The sequence below is a fragment of the Peribacillus sp. FSL E2-0218 genome, assembly GCF_037992945.1.
In the GTDB taxonomy this organism is placed as follows: domain Bacteria; phylum Bacillota; class Bacilli; order Bacillales; family DSM-1321; genus Peribacillus; species Peribacillus simplex_B.
On record NZ_CP150304.1, the window covers coordinates 742,976 to 759,713 of the forward strand.

A 16,738-nucleotide genomic window follows, 5' to 3' on the forward strand; every position below is an offset into this window, starting at 1 on the left:
TTTTTCCCTATGGGGCCTGTTTATATTTCCAGATTTTGAATTATGGTAATACAGGTTTAAGGATGAACCAAATACGGAAGCCACTATTTGCTGAAACAAGGTGCCGGGGATGACGGGAACTGCATCGGCGACCGGAAAATAGGCAACAGCAAGGGCGGCACCTGCGGAGAATTCGATTCCAGCTGGGGAACAATCCTTTCTCATCTGTAAATCAACTAAGAGAGAAACAGGGAAATTCAGATCATGACAGAGATGCTCGCCGTTTTTCCGCTTGTCAATCTACCATGGAAGGGAGAATGTACTAGAGGAGGGTAAGGGGGCAATGGCTGATACAATCCGATCTTCCCCTACTTTAATTTTTTCATAATATGATAGATCGTGACTTGCATTCCTGTGATACCCACAATCAATAGGGCTATTATGATGAACGGTCCTGAATCCTCATCTAAGCCGAATAGTAAGAGAAGGAATAAACCTGCACTTACGCCTAAACCCAGGATCATGTTCAATAGGAGCTTCATAGGCACTCTCCCCTAAAGGTTTTTTGCTTACATTATAAAATAGTTTTAAGGCCATTGCATAATCATCCGTTAATTTCCTCCACTTGACGGGGCAAATCGATGCTTATTGTCATATTGGGGTTTTCTTTATATATATTTAGGTACACGAAATAAATCGTTGGCTTCTTGCAACCATTTTTAGTAAACTGGCAAAGACAATTATACTTAGAAGGTGAAGGGATGAAGGAAACTTTAGTCGATGAACGGGTACGGGGTGCTGACAAGATCTGGACACGGGACTTTATCATGATCTGTTTAGCAAACCTTTGCATTTTCATGGGGTTTCAAATGACGATGCCTACGCTGCCGCTGTTTGTTGAGCAGCTTGGCGGGGATGATCGCCTTGTAGGGGCTGTGCTTGGCATTTTTACTTTTTCCGCCCTGCTAGTTCGGCCAATCGCAGGAAGGTTATTGGAAACGAAGGGAAGGCGCATCGTTTTTCTTGTTGGTTTAGCCATTTTTGCTTTGTCGGTGGGTTCCTTCGGCTTCATGGGGAGCATAGGTTTATTATTCATGATGCGGATTATACAGGGTGTAGGGTGGGGATTTTCTTCAACGGCCTCAGGGACGATCGCTTCTGATATAATCCCTGCGAAACGACGCGGTGAAGCGATGGGTTATTACGGTTTATCGGGAAACTTAGCATTGGCCTTCGGTCCATCCTTGGGGCTTTTCCTCGCCGCGGTTTTACCATTTCAAGAGTTGTTCCTGATCTGTTCAGTACTCGGTTTACTTGCCATCGTTACAGCGTCACTTATTCGATATCAAAAAGTGGAAAGAGATCCATCAACGGCAGCGGTGGCCAAAAGGTTCGATGTTTATGAAAAAAGTGCCATCCATCCATCGTTGCTCATTTTTTTCATATCCGTCACTTTTGGTGGAATTGCCACCTTCCTCCCGCTTTATACAGCGGAAAAAGGCGTAGATGGAATCCAGTGGTACTTTTTGGTGTATGCAACGGCCCTGATGGTAACAAGATTATTCTCGGGCCGTTTATATGACAGAAGGGGACATCGAGCCATCTTCATACCTTCGACAGTGCTCATCATGGCTGGGATGCTGCTGTTGGCATGGATGCCTGGTGAAGCGGTCCTTTACCTAGCGGCAGTGCTTTATGGATTTGGGTTCGGTTCGGTTCAGCCGGCGCTTCAGGCATGGTCGATTGAAAAAACGCCACCTAACCGGAAGGCGATGGCAAATGCCACGTACTTTTCCTTTTTTGACCTTGGAGTGGGCATGGGCGCCATCTTGTTCGGGCAAATAGGCTATCTTTTTGGATATAGGAGTATCTATATTACAGCAGCATTTTCGATTTTCATTTCCATGATCGTTTATTTATTGATTATCAAAAGTGAGAATAAGCTGAGCTCCCTGTAAGAACTGGGGGCTCTTGGTTCGCCCCTTGATAAGCGAGTGCTTTTAGTGGAAAGGAGCGGCCAAGTCGCCACCTTTCAAAAAAGGATGACTTCTAGTGGAGTCATCCTTTTTTTTTATCTGTTCGTTTTAACCGGCATCATCCTGAATATTTAAAAAATGGAAAAAGTTTGTTATTATCGTAAGGAGCATATACATAGGATGATTAAAGGTCTTAGTGAAGGAGGGGGAATCTTGGAATGAATGATTCTTCTAGCGAAGAGATGACATTGGAAAAAAGGAAGCGCATTTTCCAGGAAGAGCTGGATGCTTTGTGGGAAAGGCGGCTCATTCCTAAATCAGAATATATCCGGATTGGCAGGGCTTACGACAGATATTACCAGCTGGCACTTTATAAACAAAAACAGTTCAAGCAGGAGCGTGAACAATCGCTGGAAGGAACAGAAAAGATATTGGATGCTGATCCGATCGAGGAAGTTCAGGAAAGCCTGCCGGAAGAAAAGGCTTCATCGGAATTAAATGAAGCCGTTGCATCGTCCGAATCATTATTGCACGAAGAGAAGCACGAGGCGGTGCAAATGAGTTCCGCTTCCGAAGATGGCCTGAAACGGGAGAATACTCCAGACATAAAGCTGGAAAGCGAGTTTGTTAAACCGATAAAACCGAAAAAAACTAGTGAACAAATCAGGGAGCGGAATATTTCGATCGTCCTGCTCACAGGGGTGATATTGCTTCTTTTAGGCGGAATGATATTGGCAACTTCGTCATGGGGAGATTTAAATGCGCTCCTGAAAGTTTTCTTCATCGGAATGGTAGCCGTCATTTTTGCGGGAATGGCCTTCATTGCTTCAAAGCTGAAAATTGAACAGACGGCTTTTGCATTCCTGACGCTGGCGAGTCTATTCATTCCGATTACCATTTTATCAGCTTCATATTATCGAATCTTTGGAGAGTACCTTTCCCTTCATGGCGGGGGAGCTGGATTGCTCGGGTTTCTTGGCGGGTTACTCTGTTTGGCGGTATATGTTAAGATTGCGGATTATTTTAAATCGAAAATATTCATTTTCATTTCCCTATTTACCTTTGGGATTACCTGCTACTTCGGTGTAGCTTTTGTAACGCCCACCCTTGACTGGATGTTTTTGGCGATTGGCATTTTTAATTTCATTCTATTATTGAATGTCGGAAGATTAAATGATGAAGAATATTTAACGTTATTCAAACCCTATATATTTCAATTCATTCAGTTTAAGGTCATTGTGGAAGCATTCGTGATTTTGACGTTATTCGCAAGCAGCCTTACATATTCGTTAGCGTTGATTGTCTTTTCCGCAACGTTTTTCTTACTTGCCATCCAATTTCAAAAGAAATATCATGAAATGGCTTTTAGCGCTTTATTCACATACGGATATATCCACTTTATTTTTAACTCATTTTTAAGTGAATACAAGTTGATTGCACTGGCACTTGTACCACTCATTTTTACCGTTTTGGCGAAATATCTGGATAAAGGGGAGCTGACAAAGCTTTCAAGAACCTTCATGTTCACCAGCCTGATTGAAAGTGCAATAGTTTTCTTGTATCTAAACGCGATGGCCTACCAGGAAAATTATGCGCAACTGTTCATCGCGCTCATGATCGTTGCAGCACAGCTTGCCTATGTATCCCTTCGATCGAGGGAGTCACGCTTCACCTATCCTACTGTCGTGGTATTCAATTTTGCTTGTGTATATCTTTTCTATGCCTTACCTATCTCTTTTTCTACCGTTTTAAATCTGGTTTTTGCCCTTCAGGTCATGCTATATCTCGGACTTTATTTATATAATCATCATCCAAGATACAGTCTGTTCAAAGGGAGCATCGTGCATATCACTTCCATGATCATGCTAGTGGCACTTACGATTAAATTCAGCGAAATGGATTGGCTTGCCGTCAGCCTATTCTTGGCCGCGATAGCTGGACTTTTTTTCATCACATATATAAAAGACGATACCAAGCATATGAAGGAAAATGCCATTTACGGATTTCCAAGCACACTCATTCTGGCTTTCGTTTCTTCCTATCCATATTTGCTGGAAAGTGGCGCTTGGGTCCGGACAAATATCCCGGTGAGCCTCTATTTAATGACGGTCTCACTTATTTGCATCGCTTGCGCTTACGCGTTCAAAAAGAGATTCCGTGAATTCTTCCCTGTTTTTTACTATAGCGGCCAGTTTCTTTCCTTCCTTGCCTTTCTGTGGATTCCTTTCGATGCGCTGCAGCCATTGGAGGTAAGCGGAGTGATTGCCCTGGCTGTTGCAATAAATAGTTGGTCGGTCCGAATACATCGGCAACATATATTCTGGGTGCCTGTCGTGCTTACAAGTGCTGGCTTATATGCATCACTTTACGATGTGTTTGATTTTAATTCTGTGGCGATGAAGGTTGCATTCGTATTGTTCGGCCCGTTTATCTTTTTGCTGATAGGGGAGGTGTTAGGGAAATATTCGAAAAATGGGAGACTGTACTTCGTATACGTGAGCCATCTGGTCAACTTAGTTGCGATTCCCGTTGGCTATTTTCTCATCACCCAAACGGAAAGCATGCCGATCCTCTTTGTTACTCAGCTATTGGTGTATCTTTTGAGTGCTTTGCTCGCACAAGGGAAGTTGGAAAAATACGTGTATACGTATCTAGGTTTTTCCGTCCTTTTCCTACAGGTTCATTTATTTTTGAAGAATGTGGAGCAATTAGTGTTCATCGCATCAATATCCATGATGATAACCGTTGCGGTCATAACGATTCTGTGGGCTGCATCCAATGAAGGCTGGAAAAAAATCATCGGGTATTACCTTATTCCGTTCGTTCTTTTGACAATGGGCCTATCCGTTTTGGAAACCGCACTCCGCGATTTTCCGCCTGCCTGGGAAGCGGGCTGGGTTGGTCTGCTGACTGTACAATTCTTGCTTGGCTGGTATCTGCTCATGAAAGGGAATTGGCACAATTATGTTGTGATTCCTCTAAGCCTGGCCTTTATCTTCTATAATATGTATGTACACACATTGTCCCTTGTTATGGCGCTCATCTTCCTGCTGGTATGTACGGCTGTGATGGTGCTTGCCAGCATCCGCCATTTCAAAGGCTTGGTCGAACAAGATGGAGAGAGTGGCTGGATTGATTATTATCGGATCTATGGCTTGTTATATCTATGTGCCATGAATCTTGAAGTTTTCAGGAGAGTACAAGGGTTTGAGGAATTGGGGATCTTTGTTTCCCTCCTTCTGCCAGGCTATGTCATCCTGATGGGACGGTTCACAAGGGATAAAAGAGAAAGGTTCATCCATTTTTGGCTGACGGGCATTCTTGGTTTGTATCCATATTGGTCCATCATCCAATATGCGGGTTCGTTACAGCCCTTTGTTGGGATAACCGTCCTTTTTGCTTGTACGGCTTTCATGGTGATACTTAGCCGGAAGTATTTCAAGAGCTTGCTGAATAAAGACGGAGCAGGATTTCAATTGGATTTTTATCGGATCTATGGCCTGTTATTCCTCCTTGCCATGAATGTGGATGTTTTGACGGGGGAACGGGAACGGTTCATTTTGGAAATCATGGCAGCCATTCTAATTCCGATTTATTTCATCCTGATAAGAAGCATGACGACTGGAATCATGGAAAGGAACGTTCTTTTGGCTGCAGCGATATTGTCCAGCCTTTATCCGTATTGGGTCATCATCAACCAATTCACGATACCTGCCGTCCTTGAAGAAGAGGCAGATATTTTGCCGCTCTTCATCATCAGTACCATCCTGCTGAGGAAAATTTTCGTTAAAGGCAAAACCACACAATATATCGAGAGTGCGATTGTCTTACTCTTATTTTTAGACTTGATTCTGGATGCGATGGCGAGCAACACCTTATATGATGCGCTCATTATCGGAACGGTATCATTGGCAGCGATGCTGATTGGCTTCATGATGAAATACAAATCGTATTTCATTGCCGGAACGGGCACCATTTTATTCAATATTTATAGCAATACTACTTCGATGTGGAGCGAGATGCCATGGTGGTTGTATTTGATCATTGGCGGAGTCCTCCTTATCGGAATAGCCTCCTTCTTCGAATGGAAAAAGCAAAAAGACAACCGGACATCGAAGGAAGTGCTTGAAAAAAATAAACAAAGAATCAAGAATTGGTTCAACCGCTGGAATTAATGAAGAAAAGTGGCAAAACAAAAAGGCTTTGGTATTCCAAGCCTTTTTGTTTTGGACAATATTTTGGATGTTTTGTACTTTGTCCGTTTCTTTCCACTGCAGGCAATAAACTTTCCAGAGGACGTCCGTGAGCCTTCTCGGCGTGTGCATTCGTGGGGTGTTTCACTTGGTCTATCATTCTAAGCAAGATGCCAAACGCGCTTCTCATCTTCTTCCATTTTGTTTATTTCCTCTTGCCAATCATAAATTTCCACTTCCCATTGATCTAAATTCGCTTGCAACACATTAATTAAAAATGGACCTTTTTGAGCTTAAGACGAGCAGGAGCTGCATGAGGAGCAGCTGGAAGATGAATCGGAATGGCTGTCATGGCTGCCACCATGGTCCCGGCTGTGACCGGAGTGAGCGGAGGAAGTTTCCGAATTCCCGAAAATGTCTTTAAAATCGTGATCGAAATCATCCGTACTGGCATACGTGAAATAGGCAGGAGCGGCGTAGTCCGTCTGATTGTAGATTTTCCGCCCATTCCTTTCTGTCAGGGGGCGATTCACTTTGAATTGGGAGGTGAAATGTTCAAAGGTCATTTCCGCTTGTTTACTTGTCGGTTTTCGCATATATTTCGCTTTTAGTTGCTCGAGCTCCATCGTTTCAAAATCGCGAAGAAACGACTGCCCTTTATCGTGTTTGAAGAACTTGCCCCATGTTGAAATCGAAATGGAATCCACCGTAAACAGCTGTACATAGAAAAAATCAAAAAGAGTCCGTTCCTCTGGCTTGAAAACGGGCTGAAAGTGGGGGTGATGCAAAATGCCCATGCCGATGAAAGCTTGGCAAAACTGATCATACTCTTGTTTATGGTCCAGCATGATATGCCAAAGCTTATCGATGTCCGAATTAAACATTTCAACCTTACCAAATACGGCGGCCATAATCAAAAAGCGCTTCAGTTCACGCCATGCTTGGTTGACCTTTTCCTGCGGATCCCGGGGATGCTTCAGTCTGTATTCGGTATTGACCAGCTCCATATAGGCAACATCCAGTGCCTTGTTAAGCCTTTCCTGTAATGCATCGGCCACTATTTCGGATGCGTCTACATCCAAAGTTCGCTTATGGAACTGCCGGAACTCTTTTTGATAGCGTGCCAATTTTGCTGGTCGACCTTGCCGTTTTACGAAATTGACCAGAAGCACAGCAAAAATTGCCGCAAGGATGACATAAAAAAAGGTCATTTTGTCCACTCCTCTAAAATCCATGGATAGATTGCTTTAACATTATCTTACATCGTATTGGAAGGGTTTGTAAGATAGTACTGTAAATTATTATCGCGATGATGAATGGCAATATCCGTATATTTCCTGTTTGTTCATGACGTTCGATAAGAAAAGGAGGTAAAACTGAAAATTACAAAAATGAATGTTTTATTATAAATACAATTTTTTTTATTATTTGTATGATGGAGAAAGTCAGATATCTTAACGGGATATATCGGGTAAAAAGACGGGGGGGGGATTAAATAGGACGGGTAAGTGCTTGTTTTGCGGGATTACTTTTGTCAAAAACGGAAATGAAGGACATGGAGAGCCTCGGATTCATAGAAATCAAGGCTGCCAACATCCATTTTGGCGGATGAAAATGAAGGGGAGAATAGGGGGGAGCATTATGAAAAGGGTATTAGGAATACTCTTGGCAGTCATCCTTTTTGCAGGCACCAATAACATAGCTATGGATGTTCGTGCTGCAGATCCAACCATTGATGGTCACGGATTGCTGGGTGAATTTTTTAAAGTCGAAAAAAATCCTGATGATCGAAATGATATCAGTGTATTCAAGTTCGATGATAAACGAGGGGAAAGGCCAGTCGCAAACTTAAATGGTGATTCGTTCATCGACATTTTTAATGAGTTTTCAGGAACACCAGATTTCAATACTGCCCGGTTTACAGGTACCATCGTACCGCAATATACCGAGGACTATACCTTCTCTATGGAAGGTGATGATGGTTTCAGGCTGTGGGTCAACGGAAAATTGATTATCGACTTTTGGAAGCAGGAATGGGATAAAGAACAAGTCAGTACGCCAATATCCTTGGAAGCAGGGAAACATTATGATATCAAGGTGGAGTATTTACAAGGCTGGGGCGGTTCCTGGCTTCGTATGAAGTGGGAAAGTGCAAGTCAGGTGAAGGAAGTCATTCCAGAATCTGCACTGTTCATGCCAATAGGGAAAGTCATTGCAACGAAAAAAGGTGAGCTGACTGCAGAAATTCAAAAGGTGGATTACTTGTTGGGTAATTTTTCCGACGAAGTGAACGAAAGCAGGTTAACCAGTCTGCTGGACACTAAAAAAAAGGCAAAGGAGCTGCTTGACACCATAGATGATCAAGGGGTCAGCGATCGGGATAAGGCAGGATTACTGATGGAGGAAACCAAGGCCGTATCGGTTGCCCGTTCTGATTTCATGAAAGATATGGGCGTCACAAGCTCTTCCGTTTCAGACAAATTCAACAACCCATTATATCAAGGACAGGACCCGTTCGTAACGTATAAGGATGGATTTTATTACTTTGTATCATCGAGTAACTTGGACTCTAACAATAAAGTGTATGTATCGAAATCACGTACCCTGACTGATCAAGGGGAAAAGGTGATGGTCTTCGATTCCCAGGGAACACAAACACGCATTTTTGCCCCTGAAATCTTCTTTTTTGATGGCAAATGGTATATATATTATTGTGCCGACCTGAAAGAATATGATTACCAGCATATGGGGACGGTTTTGGAATCGGTCACGGATGATCCACAAGGAGAGTATGTCGATAAGGGTGCTTTATATCTAGGTGAGAATGGAAAGTATAAACAAGCAAATGACTTAACGGTGTTCGACTATAATGGCCAGCTATATGCCGTATGGGGCACCTTGGGTTCCGGTGAACCAATCGGGCCGGCCATCGTGCCAATGGATAATCCGTATACGATTACGGCAGATCGCTCCTTTTTACCGGGTGGCGGCGGCGAAGGTCCTCGTGTATTGCAAAAGGATGGAAAAGTATTTATTACCATGTCGGAAGGCAACTTTGCCGGAAATGATTATCGTTTATCTTATTTCAAGAATACAGATGGGGATATCTTAAACCCGGATTCCTGGACACGGACGAATGATGTTTTCGTATCCACCAGTGATGTATCGGGTCCTGCCCGGGCAGCCTTCGTGAAGTCCGCAGATGGTTTGGAAGATTGGATGATCTATCATTCACGCGTATATAAAGATACTGGAGTTAACGGATGGCGCCAAGTGAATATTAAGAAATTCAATTGGAATGAAGATGGAACACCGAATTTTGGCCAACCTGTTTCGCCATTCGAGTGGCAAAAGCTTCCCTCCGGTGATTTAGGGCAAGGAGCTATGTATCAAGCGGAGGATGGGATTCACTATGGTGATATTAAAAAAGAAAATAGCCAGGCTAATTATCAAGGAACAGGTTATATCAACTTGCCGAAAAAAGCGGGTGCTGAAGCAAGCTTTGTTGTAAACGCAGAAGAAGCCGGTGATTATATCGTTGGCGTGAGATATGCCTATGGCATACAGGTGGATGGGGAATCGACAGATAGACCGAGGACGCAATTGCCTGCAAGAGCAAAAGTCAACGTATATGTAAATGGTATCCAAGTAAAAACCATTACACCAGATAAAACGGCAATCAGCTGGGAGGAATGGTTTACAGGTTCGGAACGTCTAAGTTTAAAGGCGGGTAAAAACGTAATCAGTTACCGGATCGATAATGGCAGCATCGGCAATGTGAATATGGATAATTTATCGATGTATAAGGCGGATGTGCCAAATCCGGTCGTCCCGACGGTGCCTGTGACAAGTGTGACTGTGGAACCGGAGAAAACCGTGAATGTAGGAGAAACCTATCAATTCCATGCTGCGGTAAAGCCAGCGAATCATACAAGTACAATCAAATGGAACTCCAGTGATACAGATGTTGCAGTGGTGAATTCGATAGGGATGGTAACTGGGAAAGCAGTAGGGAAAGCTACCATTAAAGCAATCATTGATGATCAGGAAGTTTCGAGCGTCGTAACTGTACAAAAACCTTCGGCTGCAACTTCATTGGAAATCATCGGGAAGGACGGAGCAAAAAAAATAGCCGTAAAAGGAGGAACACTTCAATTATCAGCAAAAATTCTGCCGGATAATGCGACGGATAAGTCAGTAACATGGTCGGTCGAAAAAGGGAAAGAAGTCGCTAGTGTATCCAAAACAGGGCTTATAACGGCCAAGGAAAAGGGGACTGTGGTCGTAAAAGCCACATTGGCGGGTAACCCACAAATAACGGATACGTATAAGGTGAAGGTTGTCGGGTTAGACTCAATCACCCTGGAGGCAAATAAGGGAAAACTGTACCGGGACAAGATGGCAGACTTAAAGATCAGCGGGAGATATAGCGATGGGAAAGCGGCTGATTTGAGCGAAGCCACTATCAAGTACGTGAGCAGCAACAAGAAAATCATATCGATAAGGAAGGGAGTCATCACTGCCCATGATCCCGGAAAGGCGATCCTCTATGTCAAGGTTAGCTTGAATGGGTATACCGTTAACTCGAACGCTTTGAAGATAGTGGTGAAAACGAGCATCGAATCCATTGAAAAACTTGTTGATGGGTATGCAGATGATGGTTCAATCGATAATCGATTGGCAGGCCAATTAAGCAAGCATCTAGATCAAGCCAAAAAAGAACACGATAGGGGACATGACGAGCAAGCAGTCAAGAATATGAAAAATTTCCTGAAGCAACTGAACAAAAAGGAAAATGATAAGCATATTGATGATGATGTGAAGGAGAACCTGAATGCAGATGCCAATGCACTGCTGGAATCGTGGATAAACGAGAAATAGGCCGGGCCGGCTGAGGGTGCTCCCAATGCAAATTGGGAACACCCTCTTCCTGATTAAAGGGATAAAAAACAGCCCAGGCAAAAACCTTGAAAGGACGGGGAAAATGGCAGCACTTCAAATAATGCCCGCAATCTAGTATAGTTAGAAGGAAAAGGGGTGAAGGCATGTACTTGACAGTAAAAGAGACTGCGGAATATTTATCGATGCCGGAATCTTATATCGAAAGCTTGGTCGCTCAAAACAAAATTCGCACCGTTCATGACGGTGAACAGCATTTGATTTTCAAAGAGCAATTCAATACACATCTTGAACAAATGGAGAAATATAAGAAGCAATTGGCTGACTATTATAATGAACCAATTCCAGAAGATATTGATGTGAAGGATGAAGATTAGCACTTGCCGAAACGGCAGGTGTTTTTTTAGTTCATCCATGTAGCTGGCATAGGACTAACTGATCATTCAAAAAATTTTGTTGTCAATGGTATGTAATTGTAGTAGAATCCCTCCATTCCGTGTAAAATAAGAGGTAGAAGGAATTATCACGGCAGAATGGTAGTTAGGAGATAGGTAAGTGGTAAAAGAGTATTTACAAAGTGAAGGTTTTTCTAGGTTAATTACATTATTAGTGTTGGTCCTCTTTTTAGTAAGCATCGGAAGTATGGTTAATATTGTCTTATTTACATTTGTTTTCACCTTTCTTATGGGGAGGCTGGAGCAATTTATCATGATTCGGCTTAATAAAGTGATGTATATCAACTCTAAAGTTGTTATAAGTTTTTTATATGTCGTTGTCGTATCCTGTTTAGCCATCGTTCTTTACAAATATTTACCGGTCATCACGCTCCAATTCACGGAATTAGTCACGCAGATCGTCTTCTTCTTTCAACATCCACCAGATAGTAGGGTCATTCAATACGCCATAGATATAATGAACGAGCTTGAGTCGCCGCTCGATCTTCAAAAACAGATGAATACACTCTATCTTTATATATCCGATTTCGGTAAACTCGCATTTCAGATTTTCATTTCCATGTTGCTTAGCCTCTTTTTCTTATTGGAAAAAGATAAAATCATCCGCTTCACTTCTAAATTCAAGCGGGCCAAATTTAAATCGTTCTTCATAAACTTGGGGCACTTCGGCGTTAAATTCGTTAATTCATTCGGAAAAGTAATTGAGGTACAGTTCTTGATAGCCATTACGAATGCAGTGCTATCAGTAACATTCTTATGGATCCTTGGCTTTCCGCAGTTGCTCGGTCTAGGAATCATGATATTCTTTCTCGGTTTGATTCCGGTAGCAGGGGTCATCATTTCCCTCGTCCCTCTTAGCATGATTGCCTATAGCATCGGAGGCATGCCAAAAGTGATTGCGGTGCTGATCATGATCGTTGTGATCCATGCGATTGAAAGCTATATTTTGAACCCGAAATTCATGTCGGCAAAGACGAATCTCCCAACATTTTTCACGTTCATCATCTTGTTGTTTTCCGAGCATTTCCTTGGGATATGGGGCTTGATCATCGGGATACCGATTTTCATCTTCCTGTTGGATATGCTGGATATAGAAGAGGTGAAAGAGCAAGCACCATAAAATCTTGTAAGCAGCGCCAGCCATACCGGCCGCTGCTTTTTTTTGTCTGAAATTTTAAAATGCGGGCTCTATTTGTTTTTAATATAATATCTAATCATGCTTTATACGAGGCAAAATCGAAAGGTTGACCTTTTGGTGGATATTCGCTTGCTTGGTTTAACGAGTTAATTGATTAAAAATTTATTTCAGGAAAGTTATTTACCGACTTTTTATTGCATAAAAAAACAAATAAACGTATAATACTTTTAAATGAAAATACTGAATGTTCTCTAAAGTTTGATTTATCAGTTTTCTTTAAAGAGAGAGTTTACGAGAGAGAAGGGGATTTATGTTGAAGAAGGTTTCTTTTTTAATGTTTACCATGTTATCTTTGTTACTCATCTTGGCGGGATGCGGCAAGGATAAAGAGGTTTCGACAACGGGTAAGGAAGAAGGGTCAGAAGGGAAAACACTCAGGATCGTGACGGACGCCAATTATGCTCCATTTGAATTCCTTGAAGGCGATAAGGTTGTAGGATTCGATGTTGATTTCATCACTGCCGTGGCTAAAGAAGCTGGTTATGAACCTAAAGTGGAAAGTATAGGCTGGGATCCGATTTTCGTTGAAATCGAAGAGAAAAGGGCGGATGTCGCAGTTTCTGCCATTACAGTAAATGACAAAAGAAAACAAACGTATGATTTTTCCGTTCCATATTTCTTATCAACAAACAAGATTCTCGTTCCAGAGAAAAGTAATATAAAGTCCGGCAGTGAGCTGAAAGGTAAGGTCATTGCCGTACAGACCGGTACAACTGGTCAGGCGGCAGTGGAGAAGCTCATTGGGGAAAATAATAAGAATATCAAGAAATTCGAAAATAATAACCTGGCAATCCAGGAACTGTTACAAGGGGGAGCGGCAGCGGTCGTAGCTGATAATACGGTCGTTGAGGAATATGTGAAAAATAACCCCGATCAGAAACTGAAAGTCGTCGAAGATAGCAAAGCCTTCAAAGAGGAATTCTACGGCCTTATGTTTCCAAAAGGCAGTGAATTGAAACCGGAGTTCGATAAAGCGGTAAATGCCGTTTATGAAAACGGAAAATATGCAGAGATATATAAAGAATGGTTTGGTACCGATCCAGATATGGAAACATTGAAAGCACAACAATAAAAAAGTAGATAGTAAAAGATTGCGTAACTTTACGTGTGAAGTTACGCAGTTTTTTTGGCCTTTAGGAGGGGAATGGAATGAGTTTTCGCTGGGATATTATTTTTGAATATGCTCCTTTCTTATTGAAAGGTACATTACTTACTATTGGGCTGTCGGTTTCATCCATCCTGATCGGAACTTTTTTAGGTTTATTGATCGGACTAGGAAAAATCATGCAAAACAAAGCGCTTGCATTCCCATTTTACTGTTATGTCACGGTTTTTCGTGGGACCCCGCTTTTAGTGCAAATCTTTTTGATTCATTTCGGCATCGTGCCCTTATTTACTGGGGAAACGAATGCTGTAGCCGCCGGTGTCATTGCTTTATCTTTAAATGCAGCGGCATATATCGCGGAAATATTCCGTGCGGGCATTCAATCCATCGATAAAGGGCAATTGGAGGGATCCCGTTCCTTGGGAATGACCCATACCCAAACGATGGTCCATGTTATATTGCCCCAAGCCTTCAAAAGGATGATCCCGCCGCTCGGCAATGAGTTCATCGTGTTATTAAAGGATTCCTCCTTATTATGTGTCATTGCAGCCCCAGAGTTAATGTATTGGGGAAAAGCGATGGGAAGCCAGTACTTTAAAGTGTGGGAGCCGTATCTGGCGTGTGCCTTCATTTATTTATTCCTGACCCTCATTTTAAGCTTCGTATTAAATAGACTCGAAAGAAGGTTGAAAACAGGATGATCAAAATCGAGAATCTTAAGAAATCCTTCGGGGAGAATGAAGTATTGAAAAATGTCAATGCAATCGTTTCCCCACAGGAAGTGGTTGTGGTAATCGGGCCTTCCGGATCGGGTAAATCAACTTTTCTCCGGTGTATCAATCAATTGGAAACGATTACGGCAGGACATATTTTGATCGAAGGTCTGGATACGACGGACAAGAAGGTCAATATCAATAAAGTCCGAACTGAAGTTGGCATGGTCTTTCAGCATTTCAACTTATTTCCACATAAGACGGTCATTGAGAACATCATGCTCGCACCTTTAAAGGTACGCAAGGTTTCGAAAGAACAGGCAGCGCAAAGAGGGATGGACCTGCTTAAGAAAGTGGGTCTTGCCGAAAAGGCAAATGCGTATCCGGATTCATTATCGGGGGGACAAAAGCAGCGTGTGGCCATTGCCAGGGCGCTGGCAATGGAGCCAAAAATCATGTTATTCGACGAGCCGACCTCGGCTCTTGATCCCGAAATGGTCGGTGAAGTGCTTGAGGTAATGAAGCAGCTGGCAAAGGAAGGGATGACGATGGTGGTCGTGACCCATGAAATGGGATTCGCAAAAGAAGTTGGTGATCGGGTGATCTTCATGGATGAAGGATATATCATTGAAGAAAACATCCCCAGCGAGATTTTTAATCATCCGCAGCAGGAGCGAACTAGAGCCTTTCTAAGCAAGGTGCTCTAAGATTAAGCAAAGAAAAAAAACCTCCATTAAGGATGGTCTTTTTCGGAAGAACCTACGGGCGCTTCATTTTATTGTTGAAGCGCCTAAAAGCGATTCAGGACTTTTACCCAGCACCAGCATACTGATTTTGGCGTAGCCAATGTTTTTACTGTTGGTGAAAATCTGAAGTAAGATGTGGAAATCAGGATCATTCTTTAACTTTTGAACTTCCTCTTTATATAAATCGGTAACGGAGGGCGTAACGAATTCAGGGGTGTATTCGTTATAATTTTCATCCATGAGTAATGTGCCCATAAAATGATATTTAAATTGCAGTGTTCGTGTTAAGGCAACGACATGGAATAATTTATTAAATAATTCGGGGTATGAATATTTAATTTTCCTAAGCGCGGCTTCGGTTGCCCGTAACTCATCGACACTAGATAAAGTGATCATATATTTCTTACTCCTTTCTTAAAAAAATCGTTTCCATAGCATGAACGGCCTTTGACTCTTATCAAGTCTACCCCTGGGCGATACGCATGTAAAATGGTTAGATGTTATCGTTTCCATAACTTGCATCTATGGTAGTGCTTACACCGTTTGGGTCACCTTCATTTCACTCCTTATTGTTGAGCGCTTCCTTCGTATATTTCAGCCATTCTTTTGCGGCGTATGACAGGTAATGGTCCTTGCTCCAAATGAAGCCAAGCTTCCAGCTAATGGATGGTTGTTTAACCTTTATCGACCTCACGCGTTCATCATGCCGGCACAAGCTTTCAGGTAAAAGAGCAACGCCAAGCTTGCAGTAAACCATTTCTTCGATGAAATCCCAGCGTGAGCTTTCCGTGACGATATGTGGAGAAAAGCCGGCCTCACTACAGGAAGAAATGATAAGATCCCGGAGGACGTAATCTTTGTTGAATAAGATGAAGGACTCGTTTTCCAGCTCGGCCAAATCGATTTCTTGCCGATTGGCAAATGGATGGGAAGGGTACACAATCAAGTTAATGTCTTCTTCCAAAAAAGAAAAATGGTGGAAAAGTGAGGTGTTGGTCGGCAGGACGATCACGCCTATATCTATTTGGTCCTTTTGGACGGACTCTTCAATTTTCTTTGAACCATCCTCCACTAACTGAAAGGTTATATTGGGATATTGCTCATGAAACCGGCTAAGAATCTGGGGAAAGAAAGAAGCGTCGATGATGGGGGGCAATCCGATGCGAATATGTCCCTTTTTCAAGCCTAGCAAATTGTCCACTTCCGTTTCCAGATTTCGAAAGGCTTTATCAATCAACTTTGCCTGCTCCAAGACAACCCTGCCTGCATCGGTCAGAATCAATTGCTTGCGCGAACGATCAAAAAGCTCGACGCCCAGCTCGATTTCAAGGTTTTTAATCATTTTGCTGATGGCCGGCTGCGTAATGAATAAATGATCGGCTGCCCGAGTGAAATTATTAAAATTAGTTACCTCAATAAAATATTGTAAATGTTTAATATCCATTGCTTCACCTGTTATCCTCATTAAAAGTAC

At 42.5% G+C, this 16,738-nt stretch carries 12 protein-coding genes; 8 read left to right on the plus strand and 4 right to left on the minus strand.

All coding sequences use genetic code 11. The annotated features are described in order from the left end of the window. Positions 1–347: 347 nt before the first annotated feature. Positions 348–521, minus strand: a complete 174-nt coding sequence (locus tag MHI53_RS03565) for a hypothetical protein (protein ID WP_340372774.1) — start codon at positions 519–521, stop codon at positions 348–350. A 219-nt stretch (positions 522–740) separates the two neighbouring features. Between MHI53_RS03565 and MHI53_RS03570 the strand changes: the two genes are divergently transcribed. Both MHI53_RS03570 and MHI53_RS03575 read left to right on the plus strand, forming a co-directional pair. Further along, positions 741–1,937, plus strand: coding sequence for an MFS transporter (locus MHI53_RS03570; protein WP_340372775.1), 1,197 nt, complete (start codon positions 741–743; stop codon positions 1,935–1,937). 236 nt (positions 1,938–2,173) lie between these two features. Beyond that, positions 2,174–6,130, plus strand: coding sequence for a hypothetical protein (locus tag MHI53_RS03575; RefSeq protein WP_340372776.1), 3,957 nt, complete (start codon positions 2,174–2,176; stop codon positions 6,128–6,130). A gap of 311 nt (positions 6,131–6,441) precedes the next feature. Here the strand turns inward: MHI53_RS03575 and MHI53_RS03580 are convergent, their stop codons facing one another. Then, positions 6,442–7,359, minus strand: a complete 918-nt coding sequence (locus tag MHI53_RS03580) for a hypothetical protein (protein WP_340372777.1) — start codon at positions 7,357–7,359, stop codon at positions 6,442–6,444. 430 nt (positions 7,360–7,789) lie between these two features. Here MHI53_RS03580 and MHI53_RS03585 point away from each other — a divergent pair, with 430 nt between their 5' ends. The 6 genes from MHI53_RS03585 (at position 7,790) to MHI53_RS03610 (ending at position 15,225) form a co-directional block, all read left to right on the plus strand. Then, positions 7,790–11,029, plus strand: a complete 3,240-nt coding sequence (locus MHI53_RS03585; protein ID WP_340372778.1) for a family 43 glycosylhydrolase — start codon at positions 7,790–7,792, stop codon at positions 11,027–11,029. 164 nt (positions 11,030–11,193) lie between these two features. Continuing rightward, on the plus strand, positions 11,194–11,424 hold the full coding sequence (locus MHI53_RS03590; RefSeq protein WP_057914527.1) for an excisionase family DNA-binding protein: 231 nt from the start codon (positions 11,194–11,196) through the stop codon (positions 11,422–11,424). 178 nt (positions 11,425–11,602) lie between these two features. Next, positions 11,603–12,622 carry an AI-2E family transporter gene (locus MHI53_RS03595; protein ID WP_061142509.1) on the plus strand — a complete coding sequence of 340 codons (1,020 nt, stop codon included), beginning with the start codon at positions 11,603–11,605 and terminating at the stop codon, positions 12,620–12,622. 328 nt (positions 12,623–12,950) lie between these two features. Then, positions 12,951–13,772 carry a basic amino acid ABC transporter substrate-binding protein gene (locus MHI53_RS03600; protein WP_340372779.1) on the plus strand — a complete coding sequence of 274 codons (822 nt, stop codon included), beginning with the start codon at positions 12,951–12,953 and terminating at the stop codon, positions 13,770–13,772. A gap of 77 nt (positions 13,773–13,849) precedes the next feature. Beyond that, on the plus strand, positions 13,850–14,506 hold the full coding sequence (locus MHI53_RS03605) for an amino acid ABC transporter permease (RefSeq protein WP_061142508.1): 657 nt from the start codon (positions 13,850–13,852) through the stop codon (positions 14,504–14,506). Beyond that, positions 14,503–15,225, plus strand: coding sequence for an amino acid ABC transporter ATP-binding protein (locus tag MHI53_RS03610; protein WP_340372780.1), 723 nt, complete (start codon positions 14,503–14,505; stop codon positions 15,223–15,225). Before MHI53_RS03605 ends, MHI53_RS03610 begins: the two co-directional genes overlap by 4 nt. 63 nt (positions 15,226–15,288) lie before the next feature. Here MHI53_RS03610 and MHI53_RS03615 read toward each other — a convergent pair whose 3' ends face one another. Together MHI53_RS03615 and MHI53_RS03620 are read right to left on the minus strand one after the other, a co-directional pair. Beyond that, positions 15,289–15,660, minus strand: coding sequence for a hypothetical protein (locus tag MHI53_RS03615; protein WP_061142506.1), 372 nt, complete (start codon positions 15,658–15,660; stop codon positions 15,289–15,291). Positions 15,661–15,823: 163 nt separating this feature from the next. After that, a complete protein-coding gene (locus MHI53_RS03620; RefSeq protein ID WP_340373639.1) occupies positions 15,824–16,708 on the minus strand; it encodes a LysR family transcriptional regulator in 885 nt (294 codons plus the stop codon). Between the last annotated feature and the right edge of the window lie 30 nt (positions 16,709–16,738).

Excerpts from the sequence above, each read along its gene's own strand:
- MHI53_RS03620 (WP_340373639.1), bottom strand. The coding sequence starts at position 16,708 with ATGGATATTAAACATTTACAATATTTTATTGAGGTAACTAATTTTAAT.
- MHI53_RS03570 (WP_340372775.1), top strand. The coding sequence starts at position 741 with ATGAAGGAAACTTTAGTCGATGAACGGGTACGGGGTGCTGACAAGATC.
- MHI53_RS03610 (WP_340372780.1), top strand. The coding sequence starts at position 14,503 with ATGATCAAAATCGAGAATCTTAAGAAATCCTTCGGGGAGAATGAAGTA.
- MHI53_RS03615 (WP_061142506.1), bottom strand. The coding sequence starts at position 15,660 with ATGATCACTTTATCTAGTGTCGATGAGTTACGGGCAACCGAAGCCGCG.
- MHI53_RS03590 (WP_057914527.1), top strand. The coding sequence starts at position 11,194 with ATGTACTTGACAGTAAAAGAGACTGCGGAATATTTATCGATGCCGGAA.
- MHI53_RS03585 (WP_340372778.1), top strand. The coding sequence starts at position 7,790 with ATGAAAAGGGTATTAGGAATACTCTTGGCAGTCATCCTTTTTGCAGGC.
- MHI53_RS03580 (WP_340372777.1), bottom strand. The coding sequence starts at position 7,359 with ATGACCTTTTTTTATGTCATCCTTGCGGCAATTTTTGCTGTGCTTCTG.
- MHI53_RS03600 (WP_340372779.1), top strand. The coding sequence starts at position 12,951 with ATGTTGAAGAAGGTTTCTTTTTTAATGTTTACCATGTTATCTTTGTTA.
- MHI53_RS03575 (WP_340372776.1), top strand. The coding sequence starts at position 2,174 with ATGAATGATTCTTCTAGCGAAGAGATGACATTGGAAAAAAGGAAGCGC.
- MHI53_RS03605 (WP_061142508.1), top strand. The coding sequence starts at position 13,850 with ATGAGTTTTCGCTGGGATATTATTTTTGAATATGCTCCTTTCTTATTG.
- MHI53_RS03565 (WP_340372774.1), bottom strand. The coding sequence starts at position 521 with ATGAAGCTCCTATTGAACATGATCCTGGGTTTAGGCGTAAGTGCAGGT.